The organism is Sphingomonas xanthus (assembly GCF_007998985.1).
GTDB classification, from domain to species: Bacteria; Pseudomonadota; Alphaproteobacteria; order Sphingomonadales; family Sphingomonadaceae; genus Sphingomicrobium; species Sphingomicrobium xanthum.
The window spans coordinates 317,032-333,350 of record NZ_CP041659.1 but is presented as its reverse complement, the minus strand read 5'-3'; the positions used below and the strand labels follow the sequence as shown (position 1 = coordinate 333,350).

19 protein-coding genes are annotated in these 16,319 nt (G+C 63.8%); 14 read left to right on the top strand and 5 right to left on the bottom strand.

The annotated features are described in order from the left end of the window. Positions 1-94: 94 nt before the first annotated feature. Together FMM02_RS01550 and FMM02_RS01545 are read left to right on the top strand one after the other, a co-directional pair. Positions 95-511, top strand: coding sequence for a hypothetical protein (locus FMM02_RS01550; RefSeq protein WP_147493220.1), 417 nt, complete (start codon positions 95-97; stop codon positions 509-511). Beyond that, a complete protein-coding gene (locus FMM02_RS01545) occupies positions 508-1,059 on the top strand; it encodes a DUF924 family protein (protein WP_147493219.1) in 552 nt (183 codons plus the stop codon). The genes FMM02_RS01550 and FMM02_RS01545 overlap by 4 nt, the downstream gene beginning before the upstream one ends. On the opposite strand, the gene FMM02_RS01540 is transcribed toward FMM02_RS01545, so the two are convergent. Further along, entirely contained in the window at positions 1,056-1,742 is a 687-nt protein-coding gene (locus FMM02_RS01540) for a CDP-alcohol phosphatidyltransferase family protein (RefSeq protein ID WP_342782514.1), read from the bottom strand. The two genes, FMM02_RS01545 and FMM02_RS01540, sit on opposite strands and share 4 nt — an antisense overlap. A 249-nt stretch (positions 1,743-1,991) precedes the next feature. Between FMM02_RS01540 and ffh the strand changes: the two genes are divergently transcribed. From ffh to rimM, 3 genes are read left to right on the top strand one after another with little or no spacing between them, the layout of a single operon-like run. Continuing rightward, a complete protein-coding gene (gene ffh / locus FMM02_RS01535; protein ID WP_147493217.1) occupies positions 1,992-3,443 on the top strand; it encodes a signal recognition particle protein in 1,452 nt (483 codons plus the stop codon). A gap of 27 nt (positions 3,444-3,470) precedes the next feature. Beyond that, positions 3,471-4,034: a 30S ribosomal protein S16 gene (gene rpsP / locus FMM02_RS01530; RefSeq protein ID WP_147493216.1), complete on the top strand. Its 564-nt coding sequence runs from the start codon at positions 3,471-3,473 to the stop codon at positions 4,032-4,034. A gap of 2 nt (positions 4,035-4,036) precedes the next feature. After that, a complete protein-coding gene (gene rimM, locus FMM02_RS01525; protein WP_147493215.1) occupies positions 4,037-4,534 on the top strand; it encodes a ribosome maturation factor RimM in 498 nt (165 codons plus the stop codon). Positions 4,535-4,541: 7 nt separating this feature from the next. Here rimM and FMM02_RS01520 read toward each other — a convergent pair whose 3' ends face one another. Continuing rightward, a complete protein-coding gene (locus FMM02_RS01520) occupies positions 4,542-5,462 on the bottom strand; it encodes an NAD(P)/FAD-dependent oxidoreductase (RefSeq protein WP_147493214.1) in 921 nt (306 codons plus the stop codon). A 73-nt stretch (positions 5,463-5,535) separates the two neighbouring features. Between FMM02_RS01520 and FMM02_RS01515 the strand changes: the two genes are divergently transcribed. From FMM02_RS01515 to FMM02_RS01500, 4 genes are all read left to right on the top strand, one after another. Then, positions 5,536-5,850, top strand: coding sequence for a hypothetical protein (locus FMM02_RS01515; RefSeq protein WP_147493213.1), 315 nt, complete (start codon positions 5,536-5,538; stop codon positions 5,848-5,850). Beyond that, positions 5,847-6,569, top strand: a complete 723-nt coding sequence (gene trmD, locus FMM02_RS01510; RefSeq protein ID WP_147493212.1) for a tRNA (guanosine(37)-N1)-methyltransferase TrmD — start codon at positions 5,847-5,849, stop codon at positions 6,567-6,569. The genes FMM02_RS01515 and trmD overlap by 4 nt, the downstream gene beginning before the upstream one ends. A gap of 13 nt (positions 6,570-6,582) precedes the next feature. Further along, positions 6,583-6,966 carry a 50S ribosomal protein L19 gene (rplS, locus tag FMM02_RS01505; protein WP_147493211.1) on the top strand — a complete coding sequence of 128 codons (384 nt, stop codon included), beginning with the start codon at positions 6,583-6,585 and terminating at the stop codon, positions 6,964-6,966. Between the two features lie 122 nt (positions 6,967-7,088). Then, positions 7,089-8,117 carry an aspartate-semialdehyde dehydrogenase gene (locus FMM02_RS01500; protein ID WP_147493210.1) on the top strand — a complete coding sequence of 343 codons (1,029 nt, stop codon included), beginning with the start codon at positions 7,089-7,091 and terminating at the stop codon, positions 8,115-8,117. Between the two features lie 3 nt (positions 8,118-8,120). On the opposite strand, the gene FMM02_RS01495 is transcribed toward FMM02_RS01500, so the two are convergent. Further along, entirely contained in the window at positions 8,121-9,596 is a 1,476-nt protein-coding gene (locus FMM02_RS01495; RefSeq protein ID WP_147493209.1) for a serine hydrolase domain-containing protein, read from the bottom strand. A gap of 135 nt (positions 9,597-9,731) precedes the next feature. Between FMM02_RS01495 and FMM02_RS01490 the strand changes: the two genes are divergently transcribed. The 3 genes from FMM02_RS01490 (at position 9,732) to FMM02_RS01480 (ending at position 12,994) form a co-directional block, all read left to right on the top strand. Further along, a complete protein-coding gene (locus FMM02_RS01490; RefSeq protein WP_147493208.1) occupies positions 9,732-10,178 on the top strand; it encodes a GFA family protein in 447 nt (148 codons plus the stop codon). A gap of 130 nt (positions 10,179-10,308) precedes the next feature. After that, on the top strand, positions 10,309-11,067 hold the full coding sequence (locus FMM02_RS01485; RefSeq protein WP_147493207.1) for an alpha/beta fold hydrolase: 759 nt from the start codon (positions 10,309-10,311) through the stop codon (positions 11,065-11,067). Positions 11,068-11,137: 70 nt separating this feature from the next. Beyond that, positions 11,138-12,994: a M2 family metallopeptidase gene (locus tag FMM02_RS01480; RefSeq protein WP_147493206.1), complete on the top strand. Its 1,857-nt coding sequence runs from the start codon at positions 11,138-11,140 to the stop codon at positions 12,992-12,994. Positions 12,995-13,050: 56 nt separating this feature from the next. Here FMM02_RS01480 and FMM02_RS01475 read toward each other — a convergent pair whose 3' ends face one another. Both FMM02_RS01475 and FMM02_RS01470 read right to left on the bottom strand, forming a co-directional pair. Beyond that, positions 13,051-13,524, bottom strand: a complete 474-nt coding sequence (locus FMM02_RS01475; RefSeq protein WP_147493205.1) for a hypothetical protein — start codon at positions 13,522-13,524, stop codon at positions 13,051-13,053. A gap of 95 nt (positions 13,525-13,619) precedes the next feature. Continuing rightward, positions 13,620-14,099 (bottom strand): peroxiredoxin, encoded by a 480-nt coding sequence (locus FMM02_RS01470; RefSeq protein ID WP_147493204.1) that lies wholly within the window; start codon positions 14,097-14,099, stop codon positions 13,620-13,622. Between the two features lie 101 nt (positions 14,100-14,200). Here FMM02_RS01470 and FMM02_RS01465 point away from each other — a divergent pair, with 101 nt between their 5' ends. Beyond that, positions 14,201-14,761, top strand: coding sequence for a YqgE/AlgH family protein (locus FMM02_RS01465; RefSeq protein ID WP_147493203.1), 561 nt, complete (start codon positions 14,201-14,203; stop codon positions 14,759-14,761). A 79-nt stretch (positions 14,762-14,840) separates the two neighbouring features. Next, complete coding sequence (gene ahcY / locus FMM02_RS01460) at positions 14,841-16,232, top strand: adenosylhomocysteinase (RefSeq protein ID WP_147494922.1); 1,392 nt, start codon at positions 14,841-14,843, stop codon at positions 16,230-16,232. The last annotated feature ends 87 nt before the right edge of the window (positions 16,233-16,319 follow it).

Genomic DNA, 16,319 nt, shown 5'->3' with positions numbered 1-16,319 from the left:
AGAGTGGGTGCCATGCGAGGGCAACCTGTCGCGGGACGGATGGATTCTCCGCTACCACCTCGTTAAGGGCGGCGTCCCAGCAGGAGTATCGATTGTGTCCAAGTCGGCATCGGAGGTCATGCAGTCCATCCTAATCGCCGCGGTCGCCGACGCGATCGGGGCGCTGAAGGACGCGTCGAAGGGCTTGCCCAACAATTTGATACGCGACTTGCAGAGCGTGCACCAGAACGCCGGGTTCGCGGAACTGCCCAAGGCGCTTCAGGATTCCATCAACCTCAGTGTCCGGCACGCCTTCAACCAGTTCTTGAAAGAAGGCTATGCGGTCGGCCCCAAGGGTCAGGTTCAGCCGTCGCGCCCGCTGGACCGGGTTCCCGAACGCGATCGACGTGGGCCTCCCGACCGCCGCAGCGTCCGCAAAGGAACAGGGCGCCGCGGGCCGGAACGACCCAACGGGCCCCAGGGCAAGGGCCCTGGCCCGAATCGCCCGCCCAAGGACAAGCCGCCGCGGTGAAAGGCGATCCCGCCGAGCTCGCCAGGACTGTCATCCATTTCTGGTGCGAAGAACTGAGTTCGGACCAGCATTGGGCAAAGGATGAGGCGCTCGACCGGCATATCGCCGATCGCTTTGGCGCGATCCGCGCCGAAGTGCTCAAGACCCGCGCTGCGGGCTGGCGCGATGCACCGGAAACTCTGGCCGCGGCGATCATCCTGCTCGACCAGTTCAGCCGCAACATCTTCCGCGGAACCGCCCGGGCGTTCGAGGCGGATCCGCTGGCGCTAGAGCTCAGCAAGATTGCGCTTGAGCGCGGGTGGGTCGATCGGGTCGCAAAGCCGTTGCAGGCCTTCATGCTGATGCCGCTGATGCATAGCGAGCAATTCGCCGACCAGGAGCGGTCGGTAAGCGAATTTCGCGACCGCGATCCCCGCAACTATGAATTTGCCCTGCTCCATCGTGACCAGATCGCGCGCTTTGGCCGGTTTCCGGGCCGAAACCGCGCGCTGGGCCGGGTCAGCACCGCCGAGGAACGCGAGCTGATCGAGGCTGGCGGGACCTTCTAGGCCGGCCCGGTATCGCCCCATTCCCCCTCCAGCGCGATGCGCCGGGCGGTGACCATCGTCTGGACGATGAACAGGAGAATCAGCCCGAACCCGGCGGCCCCCACGATCAGGTCGAACGGGTTGTAGCCGAGGAATAGCGGCAGGTGGCCGCCCCACAAGTACATCGCAACGGTCAGGCCGATCAGCAGGATCCGTAGCTCGGTCGGACCGGCCGCAACGTAGGAAAGTTTGAGTTCGCCGACCACGCGCGCGGCGAGGAAGGCGTGGATCGACATCAGCAGATATCCCGCAAGCGCGATCATCGCCACTTCGAGTTCGACGAAGGGCGACAGGCCGAGGCCGGCGACGATCAGCAACGTGCCGAGCCCATCTGCACTATGATCGATGAAATAGCCGAACCGCGGCCGTTCGATCTTGCGAAAGCGGGCGAGGCTGCCGTCCAAGGAATCCCCGAACCAGTGGACAAGAAAGCCGGCGACCGACAGCCACAGCCAGTTGCGGTCGGCATGGCTGGCGGAAAACCCGATGAAGATCAGCGCCGCCCCAACAATGCCTAGCGAGGTCAGGTGATCCGGCTTGGTCCAGGCCGGGAGCCGCGGGCAAAGCCAATTGAGCAACCGGCGCTCCGCCTTGGCCAGCAGATTTTCCTGGATGCGCATGATGGGCTTGGCAGAACGATCCACAACAGGTCCTTGAATTGGGGTTCCGCGGCTCATGACGTAACAAAGCCGCCATATCAATCGCGGTTCCCCCGCGCTTCTAATTCCGCCGGGCGGGATGTCGCCAAACCTTGACCTGCCCACGTCCCGCGCGTAGGGGCGCGATCGTCTTAACGGACATGACATCGATGGAGTCCCTCGGGACGCGCTGGCCGGCGAGGTTTCGCCTGCCGGCGCAGTTTGCGTTGCGCATGCCGTGATGAGGAGTGTTGGATGTTTGAAAGCCTGAGCGACCGCCTGTCCGGCGTCTTCGACAAGCTCCGTGGCCGCGGGGCGCTGTCCGAGGACGACGTCCGTTCGGCGTTGCGCGAGGTGCGCGTCGCGTTGCTCGAGGCCGATGTCGCCTTGCCGGTCGCCCGCGATTTCGTCGACAAGGTTACCGAAAGGGCAGTTGGCCAGGAAGTCGTCCGCTCGGTCACTCCCGGCCAGATGGTCGTCAAGATCGTCAACGACGCGCTGGTCGACATGCTCGGCGCGGAAACCGCCGACCTCCACCTCGACGCCAATCCGCCGGCGGTGATCATGATGGTCGGCCTCCAGGGGTCGGGCAAGACCACGACATCCGCCAAGCTCGCCAAACGGCTTATGGAGCGCGAGCGCAAGAAGGTGCTGATGGCCTCGCTCGACGTCGCTCGTCCGGCGGCGCAGGAGCAGCTGGCCGTCCTCGGCCGCCAGGTTGGCGTCGAAACGCTCCCCATCGTTGCCGGTCAGTCGCCGGTCCAGATCTGCGAACGCGCGCTTCAAGCGGCCAAGCTGCAGGGCTTCGACATCCTGCTGCTCGACACCGCTGGGCGCCTCCATGTCGACGACCAGCTGATGGCCGAGATGAAGGCGGTCGCGGCGGCGTCGAGGCCGGTCGAAACCCTGTTGGTGGTTGACAGCCTGACCGGCCAGGACGCGGTCAATGTCGCCAAGGGCTTCGCTGGCCATGTCGATCTTTCGGGCGTCATCCTGACCCGGATGGACGGCGATGCTCGCGGCGGCGCTGCGCTCAGCATGCGGGCAGTGACCGGTAAGCCGATCAAATTTGCCGGCACGGGCGAGGGGATGGACGCGCTCGAAGCCTTCCACCCAAGCCGCGTCGCGGGTCGCATCCTGGGCATGGGCGACGTCGTCAGCCTGGTCGAACGGGCCGCCGAGACGGTCAAGATCGAGGATGCCGAGAAACTCGCCCGCAAGATGGAAAAGGGCAAGTTCGACCTCGACGATCTTGCCATGCAGATCCAGCAAATGAAGCGGATGGGCGGGCTTGGGGCGCTCGCCAATATGCTTCCCGGAATGAAGGGCATGAAAGGCGCAGCTAATGTCGACGACAAGGCGCTGGTCCGGCTTGAGGCGATGATGAGTTCGATGACCGCCAAGGAGCGGTCGCGCCCCGACATCATCAACGCCAAGCGCAAGATCCGCATCGCCAAGGGCAGCGGGACCACCGTTCAGGAGGTCAACAAGCTGCTCAAGATGCACCTGGAAATGGCCAATGCGATGAAGCGGCTGAAGAAGCTTGGTGGCTTCGGCAAGCTGGCGGCGATGTTCCAGGGCGGGGGAATGGAAAAGGCGCTCGGCAGCATCGCGCCGGGCCAATCGCCCGGCAGCCTGCCGGGACTTCCCGGAGGGAGCAGCCCGTTCAACCTCCCACCTGGTTTCAACAAGTTTTCAAAAAAATAATCGAATATACTGAAAGGACAGAAGAAAATGGCAGTTGCAATTCGTCTCGCCCGTGGCGGCTCCAAGAAGCGCCCCTATTATCGCATCGTTGTGGCTGACAGCCGCAACGCTCGCGACGGCCGATTCATCGAGAAGATCGGCACCTACAACCCGCTGCTCGCCAAGGATTCGCCGGAGCGCGTGAAGATCGACGCGGACCGGGTCAAGCATTGGCTGTCGGTCGGCGCCCAGCCGTCGGACCGTGTCGCCCGTTTCCTCGATGCCGCCGGCATCAAGGAGCGCGCCGCTCGCAACAACCCGAAGAAGGCCGAACCGGGCGAAAAGGCCAAGGAGCGCGCCGAAGAGCGGGCAACCAAGCTCGCCGAGGCCGAGGAAGCCAAGAATGCCGCCGCAGCGGAAGCCGCGGCCGCCCCGGCCGAAGAAGAAGTGACCGAGGTCCCGGCCGAGGAAGCTGCCGCCGAAGCCCCGGCCGAGGAAGCTGCCACCGACGCTCCGGCTGAAGAAGCGGCCGCCGAAGAGGCTCCGGCCGCCGAGGAAGCCCCGGCTGCTGATGCGGCTCCCGCTGCTGATGACGCGGCGAAGGCCGAATAGTCATGGAAGGTCCGGCGACCGGGAAGCGCGTCGCGCTGGCTGCGGTCGCCGGTGCCCATGGCGTGAAAGGCGAGTTGAGGCTGAAGCTGTTCGCGGACAGCGTCGAAAGTCTCGCTCGCCATTCGCAACTGTTCGTTGCGGGGCGCTCCATGGCGCTTCGGGACGTCAAGGGCGGCGGGAAGACCGCCATCGCCCGGTTTGAAGGCATTGCCGACCGCTCCGCCGCCGAAGCACTGCGGGGCAGCCTGGTCGAAGTCGACCGGGACCAACTGCCCCCGCTGAACGAGGGCGAATATTACCATGCCGACCTCATCGGCCTCGCCTGTTTTGACGGAATGGGAAATCCGGTCGGGGTCGTCGTGGCCGTTGAGAATTTTGGCGCGGGCGACCTTCTCGAGATTGAGCCGACCGAGGGCAGGCGATCGTTGATCCCGTTCCGCGAACCGGTCGCCCGCCTCGAAGACGGACGAATCATCCTCGATCCCGCGTTCCTGGCCTAGGAGCGGCCTAACGGAGCAGCGGACGGTCCTTCGCCAGGTCATTGCGGATCGTCGTCGACGCGACGCCTCCCTGGCCCATCGCGTTGCTGATCTGGTCAAGACCCAGCACGACGTCTCCCGCGGCGTAAAGGCCGGGAACGCTGGCCCGCATATGGTCGTCGACGACGACGCAGTCATCTTCCGCGAGCTTGGCACCGACCTGTTCGGCCAACTGGTTGTGAACGTCGCTGCCGAGCGCGGGATAAACGCTGTCGAACGTCAGAGCGCCTTCGGTGGTATCGACCGTAATGCAATCCTCGCTGATTCCGACGGCTTCGGCGGGCCCGTCGACGGTGACGATGCCCGCCTTGTCGAGCCTGGCTCGATCGCTTTCGGAAATGGCCAGCGCCTTGTCGGGGGCAATCAGTGTGACGTCGGCGGTGTAGCTGCGCAGGAAGATCGCCTCATTGACCCCACCCTTGCCGCTGCCGATCACGCCGACCCGTTTGTCGGTGACTTCATAGCCGTCGCACACGGGGCAGTAGCGGATGAGGCCTCGCGCAAGCGCGTCGTCGTGCAGTTCTTCATCCATCGGCGGGCGGCGGTTGGTGACGCCGGTGGCAAGCAGGATCGATCGCGCGACGTGCGGACCCGAACCCCATTCGGCGGTGAACAACCCGTCCTCGCTGCGATCGAGCCGCGTGACCTGCCCGGTTTCGATCCGCGCGCCATAACGCTGGGCCTGGGTAGTCATCCGTTCGATCAGCTCGCGTCCGGCAATGCCGTCGGGATAGCCCGCATGGTTGTGGGTGCACGGGATGGTTGCCGCCCTGCTGTCGCCGCCGTCCACCACCATGATGTCGAGGTGGTAGCGCGACAGGTAAATGGCCGCGGTCAATCCGGCAGGTCCGCCGCCGATCACCAGACAGTCGAGGGGTGCATCGCTCATCGTCCTCGCCTAATGCGGCGCATGCACGGCTAGTTCCGTTGGCATGAGCCGTCTTGCAGGATTAATGCGCACTATGAGTTGGCAATTGCTGCTGTTCCTGGGGGCGATCGTGGCCAGCGTCGCGGCGGTGAGCGAGGTTCTGCTGTCGCGGGGCTGGCCACACTGGACGCCCCGACGCCGCGTTTTCACTTCGGCCGTGATCGGGCCGGGCCTTTTACTTGCCGGGTCGCTGGCACTGGCCGCGCTGACGCTGATAACCGGATCGGAAAACGACATGGCCGACCTTGCTGCAGCCGCGCTGGCCGCTATCGGCGTGACTGCAAGCGTTACCGGCTTCATGGTCGGCCTGCTGGTGGCCTACCTGCTTGAACGAAAGCTGCTACCATGAGTTTTCGCGCCACCGTCCTGACGCTCTACCCCGACATGTTCCCCGGGCCGCTCGGAACCAGCCTGGCCGGGCGGGGACTGGCGGAAGGCGTCTGGAGCCTCGAGGCGCGCAACATTCGCGATCATGCTGCCGACAAGCATCGCACGGTCGACGATACGCCCGCCGGCGGCGGCGCGGGCATGGTCCTTCGCTGCGACGTGCTGGCGGCCGCGATCGACGCGGTCGCAGATGGCCGCCCGATGCTGGCGATGAGCCCGCGCGGCGCACCGCTGACCCAGGCCCGGGTTCGCGAGCTTGCGGCAGGCGACGGGGCGATTATCCTGTGCGGCCGGTTCGAGGGGTTCGATGAACGCATCTTCGAAGGCCGCGATGTCGAACCCCTGTCGATCGGCGATTATATCCTTTCCGGCGGGGAAGTCGGAGCGATGGCGCTGCTCGACGCTTGCGTTCGGCTGCTTCCCGGGATAATGGGCGCGGCCTCTAGCGGAGAGGAGGAGAGCTTCGAAGAAGGGCTCCTGGAATATCCGCACTATACCCGACCTGTTGAATGGGAAGGGCGTATGATCCCTGAAGTGTTGCGATCGGGGGATCATGCGAGGATCGCGGCGTGGCGAAAGCAGCGCGCGATTGAAGACACACGGCTAAGGCGGCCGGACCTGATCGAGCGCCATGGGGGTGTTCGGGAGGCGTCGCCCTCTGGTGCGCAACGCGAAGATTAGGACGAACAGACCAATGAACCTGATCCAGACGCTCGAGGCGGAACAGATCGCCGAGCTGACCAAGGACCGCGAGATCCCCGAATTCCGTCCGGGCGATACGCTCCGCGTCGGTGTGAAAGTCGTCGAAGGCGACCGCAGCCGTGTCCAGATGTACGAAGGCGTGTGCATCGCCCGTGCGAACAAGGGCGTGAATTCCAACTTCACCGTCCGCAAGATTTCTTTCGGCGAAGGCGTCGAACGCGTTTTCCCGCTCTATTCGCCATCGGTCGATTCGATCGAGGTGGTGCGCCGCGGTGCAGTCCGCCGCGCCAAGCTTTATTATCTCCGCGGCCGGCGCGGCAAATCGGCCCGTATCGCCGAGCGCCGCGACACCCGCCCGGAGAAGACGGAAGCCTAAACTGCTTTCGCCAACTGGCAAGGAAAGGGGCAGGGCGCAGGTCCTGCCCTTTTTCGTTGGCGCCGGGTCGTTGCAAAAATGCTGTCTGCGCCTAAGTCAGGGCGCGTCCTTGGGAGATCGAGATGGGCTATCGGGTCGCCGTCGTTGGCGCGACTGGCAATGTCGGACGGGAAATCCTCAACATCCTCGCGGAGCGGCAGTTCCCGCTGGCCGAAGTGGCGGCGGTCGCCAGCCCTCGATCGACCGGGGACATCATCGACTTCGGTGACACGGGCAAGGAGCTCAAGGTCAGGAATCTCGATCATTTCGATTTCGAAGGCTGGGACATGGCCCTGTTTGCCGCCGGGTCCGAAGTGTCGAAGCTTCACGTCCCGCGCGCCGCGGCGGCCGGATGCACGGTCATCGACAACAGCTCGCTTTACCGGATGGACCCCGACGTGCCGCTGATCGTGCCGGAAGTGAACCCGGAAGCGATCGACGGCTATCGCGCCAAGAACATCATCGCCAACCCCAACTGCTCGACCGCGCAGATGGTCGTGGCACTGAAGCCGCTGCACGACGCTGCCCGTATCAAGCGGGTGGTCGTTGCCACCTATCAATCCGTGTCCGGTGCCGGGAAGCAGGGGATGGACGAGCTGTTCGAGCAGAGCCGCAACATCTTCGTCGGTGACGCCAACGAACCCAGGACTTTCACCAAGCAGATCGCGTTCAACGTCATCCCGCACATCGACAGCTTCCTCGAGGATGGGTCTACCAAGGAAGAATGGAAGATGGTGGTCGAGACCAAGAAGATCCTCGATCCGCGCATCAAGGTCACCGCGACCTGCGTTCGCGTTCCCGTATTCGTCGGCCATTCGGAAGCGGTGAACATCGAGTTCGAGAATGAAATTACGGCCGACGAGGCTCGCGCCATCCTGCGCGAGGCGCCCGGCGTGATGCTGATCGATAAGCGCGAGGACGGCGGCTATGTGACGCCGGTCGAGTGCGTCGGCGACTTTGCCACCTTCGTTTCGCGTGTGCGCGAAGATTCTACCGTCGACAACGGCCTCAGCATCTGGGTCGTGAGCGACAATCTACGCAAGGGTGCGGCCCTCAATGCCGTGCAGATCGCCGAATTGCTCGGGCGGCGTCACTTGCAGAAAGCAGCCTGACTTTCAGCGACGGTGCACCAGCTCGCAAATGTCCAGCGCCAGTTCCTCGGCGGCGGGCGGGTCGTAGTTAGACAGGACGATGACCGTCCATTCGCCGTCGATCGAAGCGTAGGTCACGGCGCTCACGCCGCTATTCTGCCCGCCGCCGCCGTGACCGAGCGTCGGGACGTCGGCACAGTCGGTAAGGTTCAGCCCCAAACCGTAGCGTGCCGGTCGAGGCGCACCGGGAAATTCTCCGGACTGGTCGATCATCTGCTTCAGCGTCATCGACTGGACGAGGCGTCCGCCAGCCAGCGCCCGATTGAAGGCGAACATGTCGTCGATGGTGGAATATCCGCCGCCGGATCCGTCGGACCCGTGGCCAAGGAACTGGTCGTTGGCAAACCGGGGCCCGAAGCCCAGCGGGTCATCTGAAGGCCGCAGATAGCCGGTCGCGCGATCGGGGACGATTGCGGTGACCGGCCACAGGCCGCTGCGGGTCATTCCTGCGGGCTTGAATACCTCGGCTTCGATCAGCTGATCGAAACTCATTCCGCTGGCGGCCTCGGCCGCCGCGGCGAGCAGTACATAGCCGGCATTGCTGTAGGAGAACCCTTTGTCCGGTTCACCGGGCTGCTCGGTCATGGTCGCCGCCGCCTCGACCGAGGACAATTGTCCCAGGCGGCGGCCGTCCCAGTCGGCAATGCCGCCGCGATGCTGGAGCAGCATGCGCAACGTGATTTTTTCCGCTTCGGCGCGGTGCGGGTAGGCCGGGACCCATCGCGCCACGCTGTCGTCGAGCGACAATTTGCCGCGCTCGGCAAGCCTCATGACCGCGACCGCGGTCCACATCTTGCCGACGGAAGCGACATGGAAGCGGGTCGTTGTCCGATTGGGAATCTGCCAGCTTTGGTCGGCTAGTCCTCGTGCTTCGCGCAGCAGGATCCTGTCGCGGTGGGCGATGAGGATGGTGCCGCTGAATCTGTCCTCTTCAGCCAGTGCATCGATCCGTCGCCGCGCCAGCGTGACGATCTCATTTTCTTCGACCTTGGTCGTCGGAAATGCGTCCGCTGCTGCGCGCTGCGGATTGCGGGTGCTCAGCAGGAAGATGTCGCCGATCTTGCCAGGCTCGCGGGCGCTGGTGAACAGGACAATCCGCGTGAACTTGCCGCCCTTCGCGGAGGCCGCGATCAGTTCGAGCATGCGGTCCCCTTGGGGAGTTGCCGTCAGGACGCGCAGTCCGCCAGCACTCTGCTTCAGGCGGTCGAAAGGGGCGGCGCGAAGCTCGGCGGTTTCACGGGCCAGCGATGCCTGGGTGAAGTTGGAAGCGACGAAGTCTCGCATCGACCCGGGGGAATTGAACGCTTCCACAAAGCGGCTGGCGGCGGCCTGGGCATCGCTGGCAGCCGCAGTGGCTCCAATTGCCGTCGTTTGGGCCGCGGTCGGGGTGCCGGCGGGAATGGCGGTCACCAACATGGCGGCAATTAGGATCGGTCGCATCAGTGAAATCCCCGAATGGAAACAAAGCTTTTCGGACGGGCCTGCGCCTATGGCAATCCGCCGTCCGTCGATTGATCGAAGCGGGCCGGCCGTTGATCACTTGCTTGCAAGGAAAACCCGTATCATTGTCGGATCATGAACGCGAAGAGGATGGCCGGAGGCTGCGCCTGCGGCGCGGTACGCTTTGAGGCCGAAATAGACAGCGATGAGGCCTATCTGTGCCACTGCCGCATGTGCCAGAGGGCTACCGGCAGCGTGTCGATCGCATTCAAGAACTTACCGCAGACCAGCATGCGCTGGTTGAGCGGTCCCGACTGGTACGACAGCTCGCCGATCGCCCGACGCCCCTATTGCGCGAAATGCGGTACCTCCCTCGGCTTCCAGTTCAGGGAAGGGCCAAATCTCGATCTCACGGTCGCGGCATTCGACGAGCCGTCGCGATTCAAACCGACGTCACATTTCGGCGCCGAGAGCATCCACGAAGCCTGGATCGATACACGCGCGCTTCCTCGCGAGCGTTGCGATGAACATGCAAAGCTCGTCGATAAATGGGTCGCGGCAACAGGCAGCGTGCCGGACTGAGGTCAGCATAGCGTCCCCGTGATGCCCGGTCGGTATGGACGGCTTTATCGGTTTTCCACGTTGCAATGAGGGGATGGCTTTGCCATCGACCTGAAGATGCATCGTGTCCCTTTCCCGATCCCGCCCGCGCATGATTGATGCGGCGACTTTCCAGTGGACCGCATCGGATGGCGTTCGGCTCGCTGGCCGGGAAATGGGCGAGGGGCGCGCCGTCGTCCTGGTCCACGGATTGTTCAGCGACGGTCACACCAACTGGATCAAATTCGGCCATGCCGAGCGGCTCGCAGCCAAGGGTTTCCGGGCCATCATGCCTGACCTTCGCGCCCATGGCCTTAGTGACAAGCCGCAGGAAGCCGATGCCTATCCGCGCGGCGTGCTGGCTCGCGACCTGCATGAGCTGATCGCCCATTTCGGCCTTGAGGATTATGATCTCGGCGGCTTTTCGCTCGGCGCGCGGACAACCGTGCAGGCGGTGGGTGAGGGAGCAAGCCCGCGCCGCGCGGTGCTTGCGGGCATGGGGCTGGAGGGGCTTAGCGACTGGAACCGGCGCCAGGCTTTTTTCCACGAAGCCATTGCCCAGTTCGACATCGCCCAGCGCGGCGACAAATGGTGGATGGCGATCCAGTTCATGAAAACGATGAAAGTAGATCGGGTCGCCGCCGGCCACCTGCTCCGCACCTTCGAGGACGCCCATCCCCAATGGCTCGACCGCTTCACCATGCCCACGCTGGTGCTGTGCGGGACTGAGGATGGTGATAATGGTTCGGCGCCCAGACTGGTCGAGGCGCTCCCCGACGCGACTTATGCGCCAGTTCCGGGCACACACATGTCGAGCGTGACCAAGGCCGAGTTCGGGATCGCACTGGCCGATTGGCTTTCGGCGGGTTGACCTCGCGGCGCCACCGGCGCACCAAGCCGACACGCGAAAAACAGACAGTTTCGGGACGAGGAGTCTTGTAGTGAAGAAGCTTGCCGCATCCGTATCCTTCGTTGCGCTGGCCCTGGCGGGCTGCAACACCACCGCCGCCCAGCCGGTCGCCTCAGCGCCGGTGGCCGAGGAGGCGCCGGCTCCGGCGCTGACCCCAGCCGCGGCTGACGCGTTCATCGCCGCGGTCGAAAAGGACCTGTTCGATTATTCGGTGGAGTCGGGCCAGGTGAATTGGGTCAATGCGACCTACATCACCGAAGATACCGACGCGATGGCGGCGCGGATCAATGCCCTCGGCACCGAAAAAAGCGTCAAATATGCGCTCGAGGCTGCGAAATATGCTCAGATCGAGGGACTGAGCTACGACACCAAGCGCAAGCTCGACATCCTGCGCAACGGGATCGTCCTGCCGGCTCCGACCACTCCGGGCGCGGCGCAGGACCTGGCCACAATCCAGACCGGCCTTCAGTCGCAATATGGCAAGGGCAAGGGCACGCTCAACGGCAAGCCCCTCAGCGGCAGCGACATCGAAGCCGAAATGGGCAACCTCAAGAACGGTCCGGCCCAGTTCGCGGAGATGTGGACCAGCTGGCACGACAATGTCGGCGCGCCAATGAAGGACGATTATGTGAAGATGATCGCCCTGTCGAACGCCGGCGCCAAGGAACTGGGCTTTGCCGACAGCGGCGCGATGTGGCGTAGCGCCTATGACATGCCGCCCGAACAGTTCGCCCAGGAAACCGAGCGGATGTGGCAGGAGGTGAAGCCGCTTTACATGGCTCTCCACACCTATGTCCGGACGAAGCTCAACCAGAAATACGGCAGCGCTATCCAACCTGCCAACGGTCCGATCCGCGCCGACCTGCTCGGAAATATGTGGGCGCAGGAATGGGGCAACATCTATCCGCTGGTCGCGCCCAAGGGAGCCGGCGATGTCGGTTACGACGTTACCGACCTGATCGTCGCCAAGAAGGTCGACGAGAAGGGCATGGTCAAGATCGGCGAGCAGTTCTTCAGCTCAATCGGCTTCGAGCCCCTGCCGGAGACATTCTGGACGCGCTCGATGTTCCTGAAGCCCCGTGACCGCGAAGTCGTTTGCCACGCTTCGGCATGGGACATCGACAATAAGGACGACCTGCGCATCAAGATGTGCATCAAGCGCAATGCGGATGATTTCATCACCATCCACCATGAGCTTGGCCACAACTATTACCAGCGCGCCTATAACCAGCAGCCGTTCCTCTATCTGAACGGCGCGAACGACGGCTTCCATGAAGCCATTGGCGACATGGTCGCACTGTCGATCACCCCCGAATATCTCGTCCAGATCGGCATGTTGCCGCGTAGCCGCGTCCCAAGCGCGGACAAGGACATCGGGTTGCTGCTGCGCCAGGCGATGGACAAGGTCGCTTTCCTGCCGTTCGGCCTGATGATCGATCGTTATCGCTGGGGAATTTTCGACGGCTCGATCCAGCCCGCCGACTACAACACGGCCTGGACCAAGATGCGGCTCGATTACCAGGGCATCACGCCGCCCGCGCCGCGCGGGGTTAATGCTTTCGATGCCGGCGCCAAATATCATATCCCGGCAAGCGTGCCCTACACGCGCTACTTCCTGGCGCGGATTCTTCAGTTCCAGTTCTACAAGGCGGCCTGCGATCAGGCGGGCTGGACCGGCCCGCTCCACCGTTGCAGCTTTTACGGCAACAAGCAGGTCGGCGAGCGGCTGAATGCGATGCTGGAAATGGGCGCATCCAAGCCCTGGCCAGACGCGCTGGAAGCTTTCACGGGCGAGCGCCAGATGTCGGGCAAGGCGATGATGGAATATTTCGCCCCGCTCAAGGCCTGGCTCGACCAGCAGAACGCCGGGAAGGCGCAAGGCTGGTAAGAAAAAGGGGAGCGGCGCTCAGCGCCGCTCCCCGATTTTTTCGGCGTCGTTGACGCTTAATAAGCGACGGCGCCAGCCTTGGTCTGGGATTCGACTACCGGATCCGTCGGGGTCTTGGCCTTCTTCCCGACTTCCTTCAGCGACAGCGCCTCTTCCATGATCTCGCTTTGCGAGCGTTCGGGATCGACGCCATCGCGGCGGCGACTGATGCTATCGCCCAGTTTTGTGCGGGCGTCGTCCAATTTGGTCCGCGCACTTTGCAGCTTGGCCTTCGTGCCGGTTGCGACATCGCGGCTTTTGGCGCTGATGTCGTCGGCGACATCGCCGAAGCTCTTGCCGCTCTTTTTCATCATCACCAGCCCGGCGATTCCGGCTGCGATCGACGCGGCGCCGGCAGCGATCGCGGCGCTCGCATAGGGGCGCTCGCGGACGGTGCGGCCGGTGCGGGCCGTCAGGCTTTCCGTGCTGCTGGTGGATTTGCGGGCCGCGGGTTTACGGGTCGTGGATTTACGGGTCTTGGTACTGGCCATCGGTTCGCCTCCTTTACTGGATGGGTTCGAATGATGAACGGACGGCGGCGGAGAAAGTGCCCGCCGCCGCCGCATGATGGCCTCACCCCGGCGCGTCAAAGTTGCCCGAGCATGGTCTCCGCGCTCGACGCTGAATATTCGCCCGGCGCCTCGACGTTCAGCTTCTCGACGACCCCGTCATTGATGATCATCGAATAGCGCTGGCTGCGGTTGCCCATGCCGAATTTCGAAGCGTCCATGGAAAGGCCGATCGCCTCGGCGAACTCGCCATTGCCGTCGGCCAGCATGGTGATGTCGCTCGATCCCTGGTCGCGGTTCCAGGCCCCCAGGACGAACGCGTCGTTGACGCTGGTAGCGACGATCTCGTCGACTCCCTTGCCCTTCAGTTCGGCGGCCTTTTCGACATAGCTTGGAAGGTGGCGCGCCGAGCAGGTCGGGGTGTATGCACCAGGGACCGCAAACAAGGCCACGCGCTTACCGGCGAAATAATCGCCGCTCTTCACCGGCACCGGACCTTCCGGCGTGGCAAGGGTGAGGGAAACGTCAGGAATGCGGTCGCCGACCTGGATGGGCATGGAATTTCTCCTTGTGTGGAATGGTGTGACCGGGAGATAGGCGCGGCGGCTAGCCGCCACAAGGCTTGCGCCGAGCCACCGCCAAGCCCATCCTTCGGGGCATGGAAACGCCCCGCTTCCTGTCCGGAAAGCTGCTGCTCGCGATGCCCGGCATCGGTGACCCGCGGTTCGAGCGGGCGGTGATCGCGGTCTGTGTTCACGACGAAAATGGCGCGGTCGGCATTGGCGTGGGCCACCAGCTGGTGGGGATCGGAGTGCGCGGGCTGCTGGAGCAATTGGGCCTCGACCCCGGTGAAGCGCCCGACGGCCCGGTGCTTCATGGCGGTCCGGTCGAGCCGGGGCGCGGCTTCGTGCTCCACAGCGAGGATTGGGGCGGACAGGATACAATCCGCGTGGCTGGGCTCGGCGCTCTGACCGGCACCATCGACGTTCTGAAAGCCATCGCCGAAGGGCGTGGGCCTAGCCGCTACCTGGTTGCGCTTGGCTATGCGGGTTGGTGTGAGGGGCAGCTCGACGAGGAGATGACCCGCCCCGGCTGGTTCGCCGCCGAAGGACGAAGCGAGATATTGTTCGGCACGGATACGCCCGACCGGTGGGAGTCCAGCTTCCGGGCGGAAGGTATAGATCCGCGCCTGCTCGACAGCGGGGCGGGGGCCGCCTGAGGTTTGCTTTTGCGGGGTTCGAAGGCTAGGGGCGGCGCAACTTTTACTGGAGATTTACCCCGTGGCCACCGCCGACACCATGACCCGCGATTTTCTCGTCAAGGACCTCAGCCTCGCCGATTTCGGCCGCAAGGAAATCGAGATCGCAGAAACCGAAATGCCGGGCCTGATGGCGCTTCGCCGGGAATATGGCGGGTCGAAGCCGCTCAAGGGCGCGCGGATCACCGGCTCGCTGCACATGACCATCCAAACCGCAGTACTGATCGAAACGCTGACCGCGCTGGGCGCGGAAGTCCGCTGGGCGTCGTGTAACATCTATTCGACCCAGGACCACGCCGCCGCCGCAATCGCGGTGACCGGCGTTCCGGTGTTCGCCGTCAAGGGCGAAACGCTTGAAGAATATTGGGACTATGTCGTTCGCATCTTCGACTGGGGCCAGGACACGACCTGCAACATGATCCTCGACGATGGCGGCGATGCGACCATGTTCGCGCTGTGGGGTGCGCGGGTCGAAGCCGGCGAGAGCCTGTTTGCGCCGCAGAACGAAGAAGAGGAAATCTTCGCGGCCACGCTGAAGCGCTTCCTGGCCGAGCGTCCCGGCTACCTCACCAAGACGGTCCAGGCGATCAAGGGCGTGTCGGAGGAAACCACGACCGGCGTCCATCGCCTTTACGACCTTGCCAAGCAGGGCAAGCTTCCGTTCCCGGCGATCAACGTCAACGACAGCGTTACCAAGTCGAAGTTCGACAATCTTTATGGGTGCAAGGAAAGCCTGGTCGACGCCATCCGCCGCGCCACTGATGTGATGCTGGCCGGCAAGGTCGCCTGCGTCGCCGGCTTCGGCGATGTCGGCAAGGGCTCGGCCGCAAGCCTGCGCAATGGCGGCGCGCGCGTGCTGGTCACCGAAGTGGACCCGATCTGCGCGCTCCAGGCGGCGATGGAAGGCTACGAGGTGGTGACGATGGAAGAAGCGGCCACCCGCGCCGACATCTTTGTTACCGCGACCGGCAACATGGACGTCATCACCCTCGACCATATGCGGGCGATGAAGGACATGGCGATTGTCTGCAACATCGGTCACTTCGACAGCGAGATCCAGATCGGTGCGCTCAGCAACATGAAGTGGACCGAGATCAAGCCGCAGGTCGACGAGGTCGTCTTCCCCGACGGCAAGCGGCTGATCGTCCTGTCGAAGGGGCGGTTGGTCAACCTTGGCAACGCCACCGGTCACCCGAGCTTCGTGATGAGCAGCAGCTTCACCAACCAGGTGCTGGCGCAGATCGAGCTGTGGACCAAGTCGGACCAGTATCAGAACGACGTCTACGTGCTTCCCAAGCACCTCGACGAAAAGGTCGCGGCGCTCCATCTCGACAAGTTGGGCGTGAAGCTGACCACGCTTACTGACAAGCAGGCGGCCTATATCGGTGTGACCACCAAGGGGCCGTTCAAGCCCGAGCATTATCGCTACTAACCTTGGATAATGGGCGGCATTCATGCCGCCCATTTATCGATCAACCGATTGAGTTTAGGCTTTAAGTATACGTTAGCGCGGATGTCT

What these genes read in the sequence shown, in the direction of transcription:
- ffh (WP_147493217.1), top strand. Translation starts at nt 1,992, where the DNA reads ATGTTTGAAAGCCTGAGCGACCGCCTGTCCGGCGTCTTCGACAAGCTC.
- rpsP (WP_147493216.1), top strand. Translation starts at nt 3,471, where the DNA reads ATGGCAGTTGCAATTCGTCTCGCCCGTGGCGGCTCCAAGAAGCGCCCC.
- rimM (WP_147493215.1), top strand. Translation starts at nt 4,037, where the DNA reads ATGGAAGGTCCGGCGACCGGGAAGCGCGTCGCGCTGGCTGCGGTCGCC.
- FMM02_RS01520 (WP_147493214.1), bottom strand. Translation starts at nt 5,462, where the DNA reads ATGAGCGATGCACCCCTCGACTGTCTGGTGATCGGCGGCGGACCTGCC.
- FMM02_RS01515 (WP_147493213.1), top strand. Translation starts at nt 5,536, where the DNA reads ATGAGTTGGCAATTGCTGCTGTTCCTGGGGGCGATCGTGGCCAGCGTC.
- trmD (WP_147493212.1), top strand. Translation starts at nt 5,847, where the DNA reads ATGAGTTTTCGCGCCACCGTCCTGACGCTCTACCCCGACATGTTCCCC.
- rplS (WP_147493211.1), top strand. Translation starts at nt 6,583, where the DNA reads ATGAACCTGATCCAGACGCTCGAGGCGGAACAGATCGCCGAGCTGACC.
- FMM02_RS01500 (WP_147493210.1), top strand. Translation starts at nt 7,089, where the DNA reads ATGGGCTATCGGGTCGCCGTCGTTGGCGCGACTGGCAATGTCGGACGG.
- FMM02_RS01495 (WP_147493209.1), bottom strand. Translation starts at nt 9,596, where the DNA reads ATGCGACCGATCCTAATTGCCGCCATGTTGGTGACCGCCATTCCCGCC.
- FMM02_RS01490 (WP_147493208.1), top strand. Translation starts at nt 9,732, where the DNA reads ATGAACGCGAAGAGGATGGCCGGAGGCTGCGCCTGCGGCGCGGTACGC.
- FMM02_RS01485 (WP_147493207.1), top strand. Translation starts at nt 10,309, where the DNA reads ATGATTGATGCGGCGACTTTCCAGTGGACCGCATCGGATGGCGTTCGG.
- FMM02_RS01475 (WP_147493205.1), bottom strand. Translation starts at nt 13,524, where the DNA reads ATGGCCAGTACCAAGACCCGTAAATCCACGACCCGTAAACCCGCGGCC.
- FMM02_RS01470 (WP_147493204.1), bottom strand. Translation starts at nt 14,099, where the DNA reads ATGCCCATCCAGGTCGGCGACCGCATTCCTGACGTTTCCCTCACCCTT.
- FMM02_RS01465 (WP_147493203.1), top strand. Translation starts at nt 14,201, where the DNA reads ATGGAAACGCCCCGCTTCCTGTCCGGAAAGCTGCTGCTCGCGATGCCC.
- ahcY (WP_147494922.1), top strand. Translation starts at nt 14,841, where the DNA reads ATGACCCGCGATTTTCTCGTCAAGGACCTCAGCCTCGCCGATTTCGGC.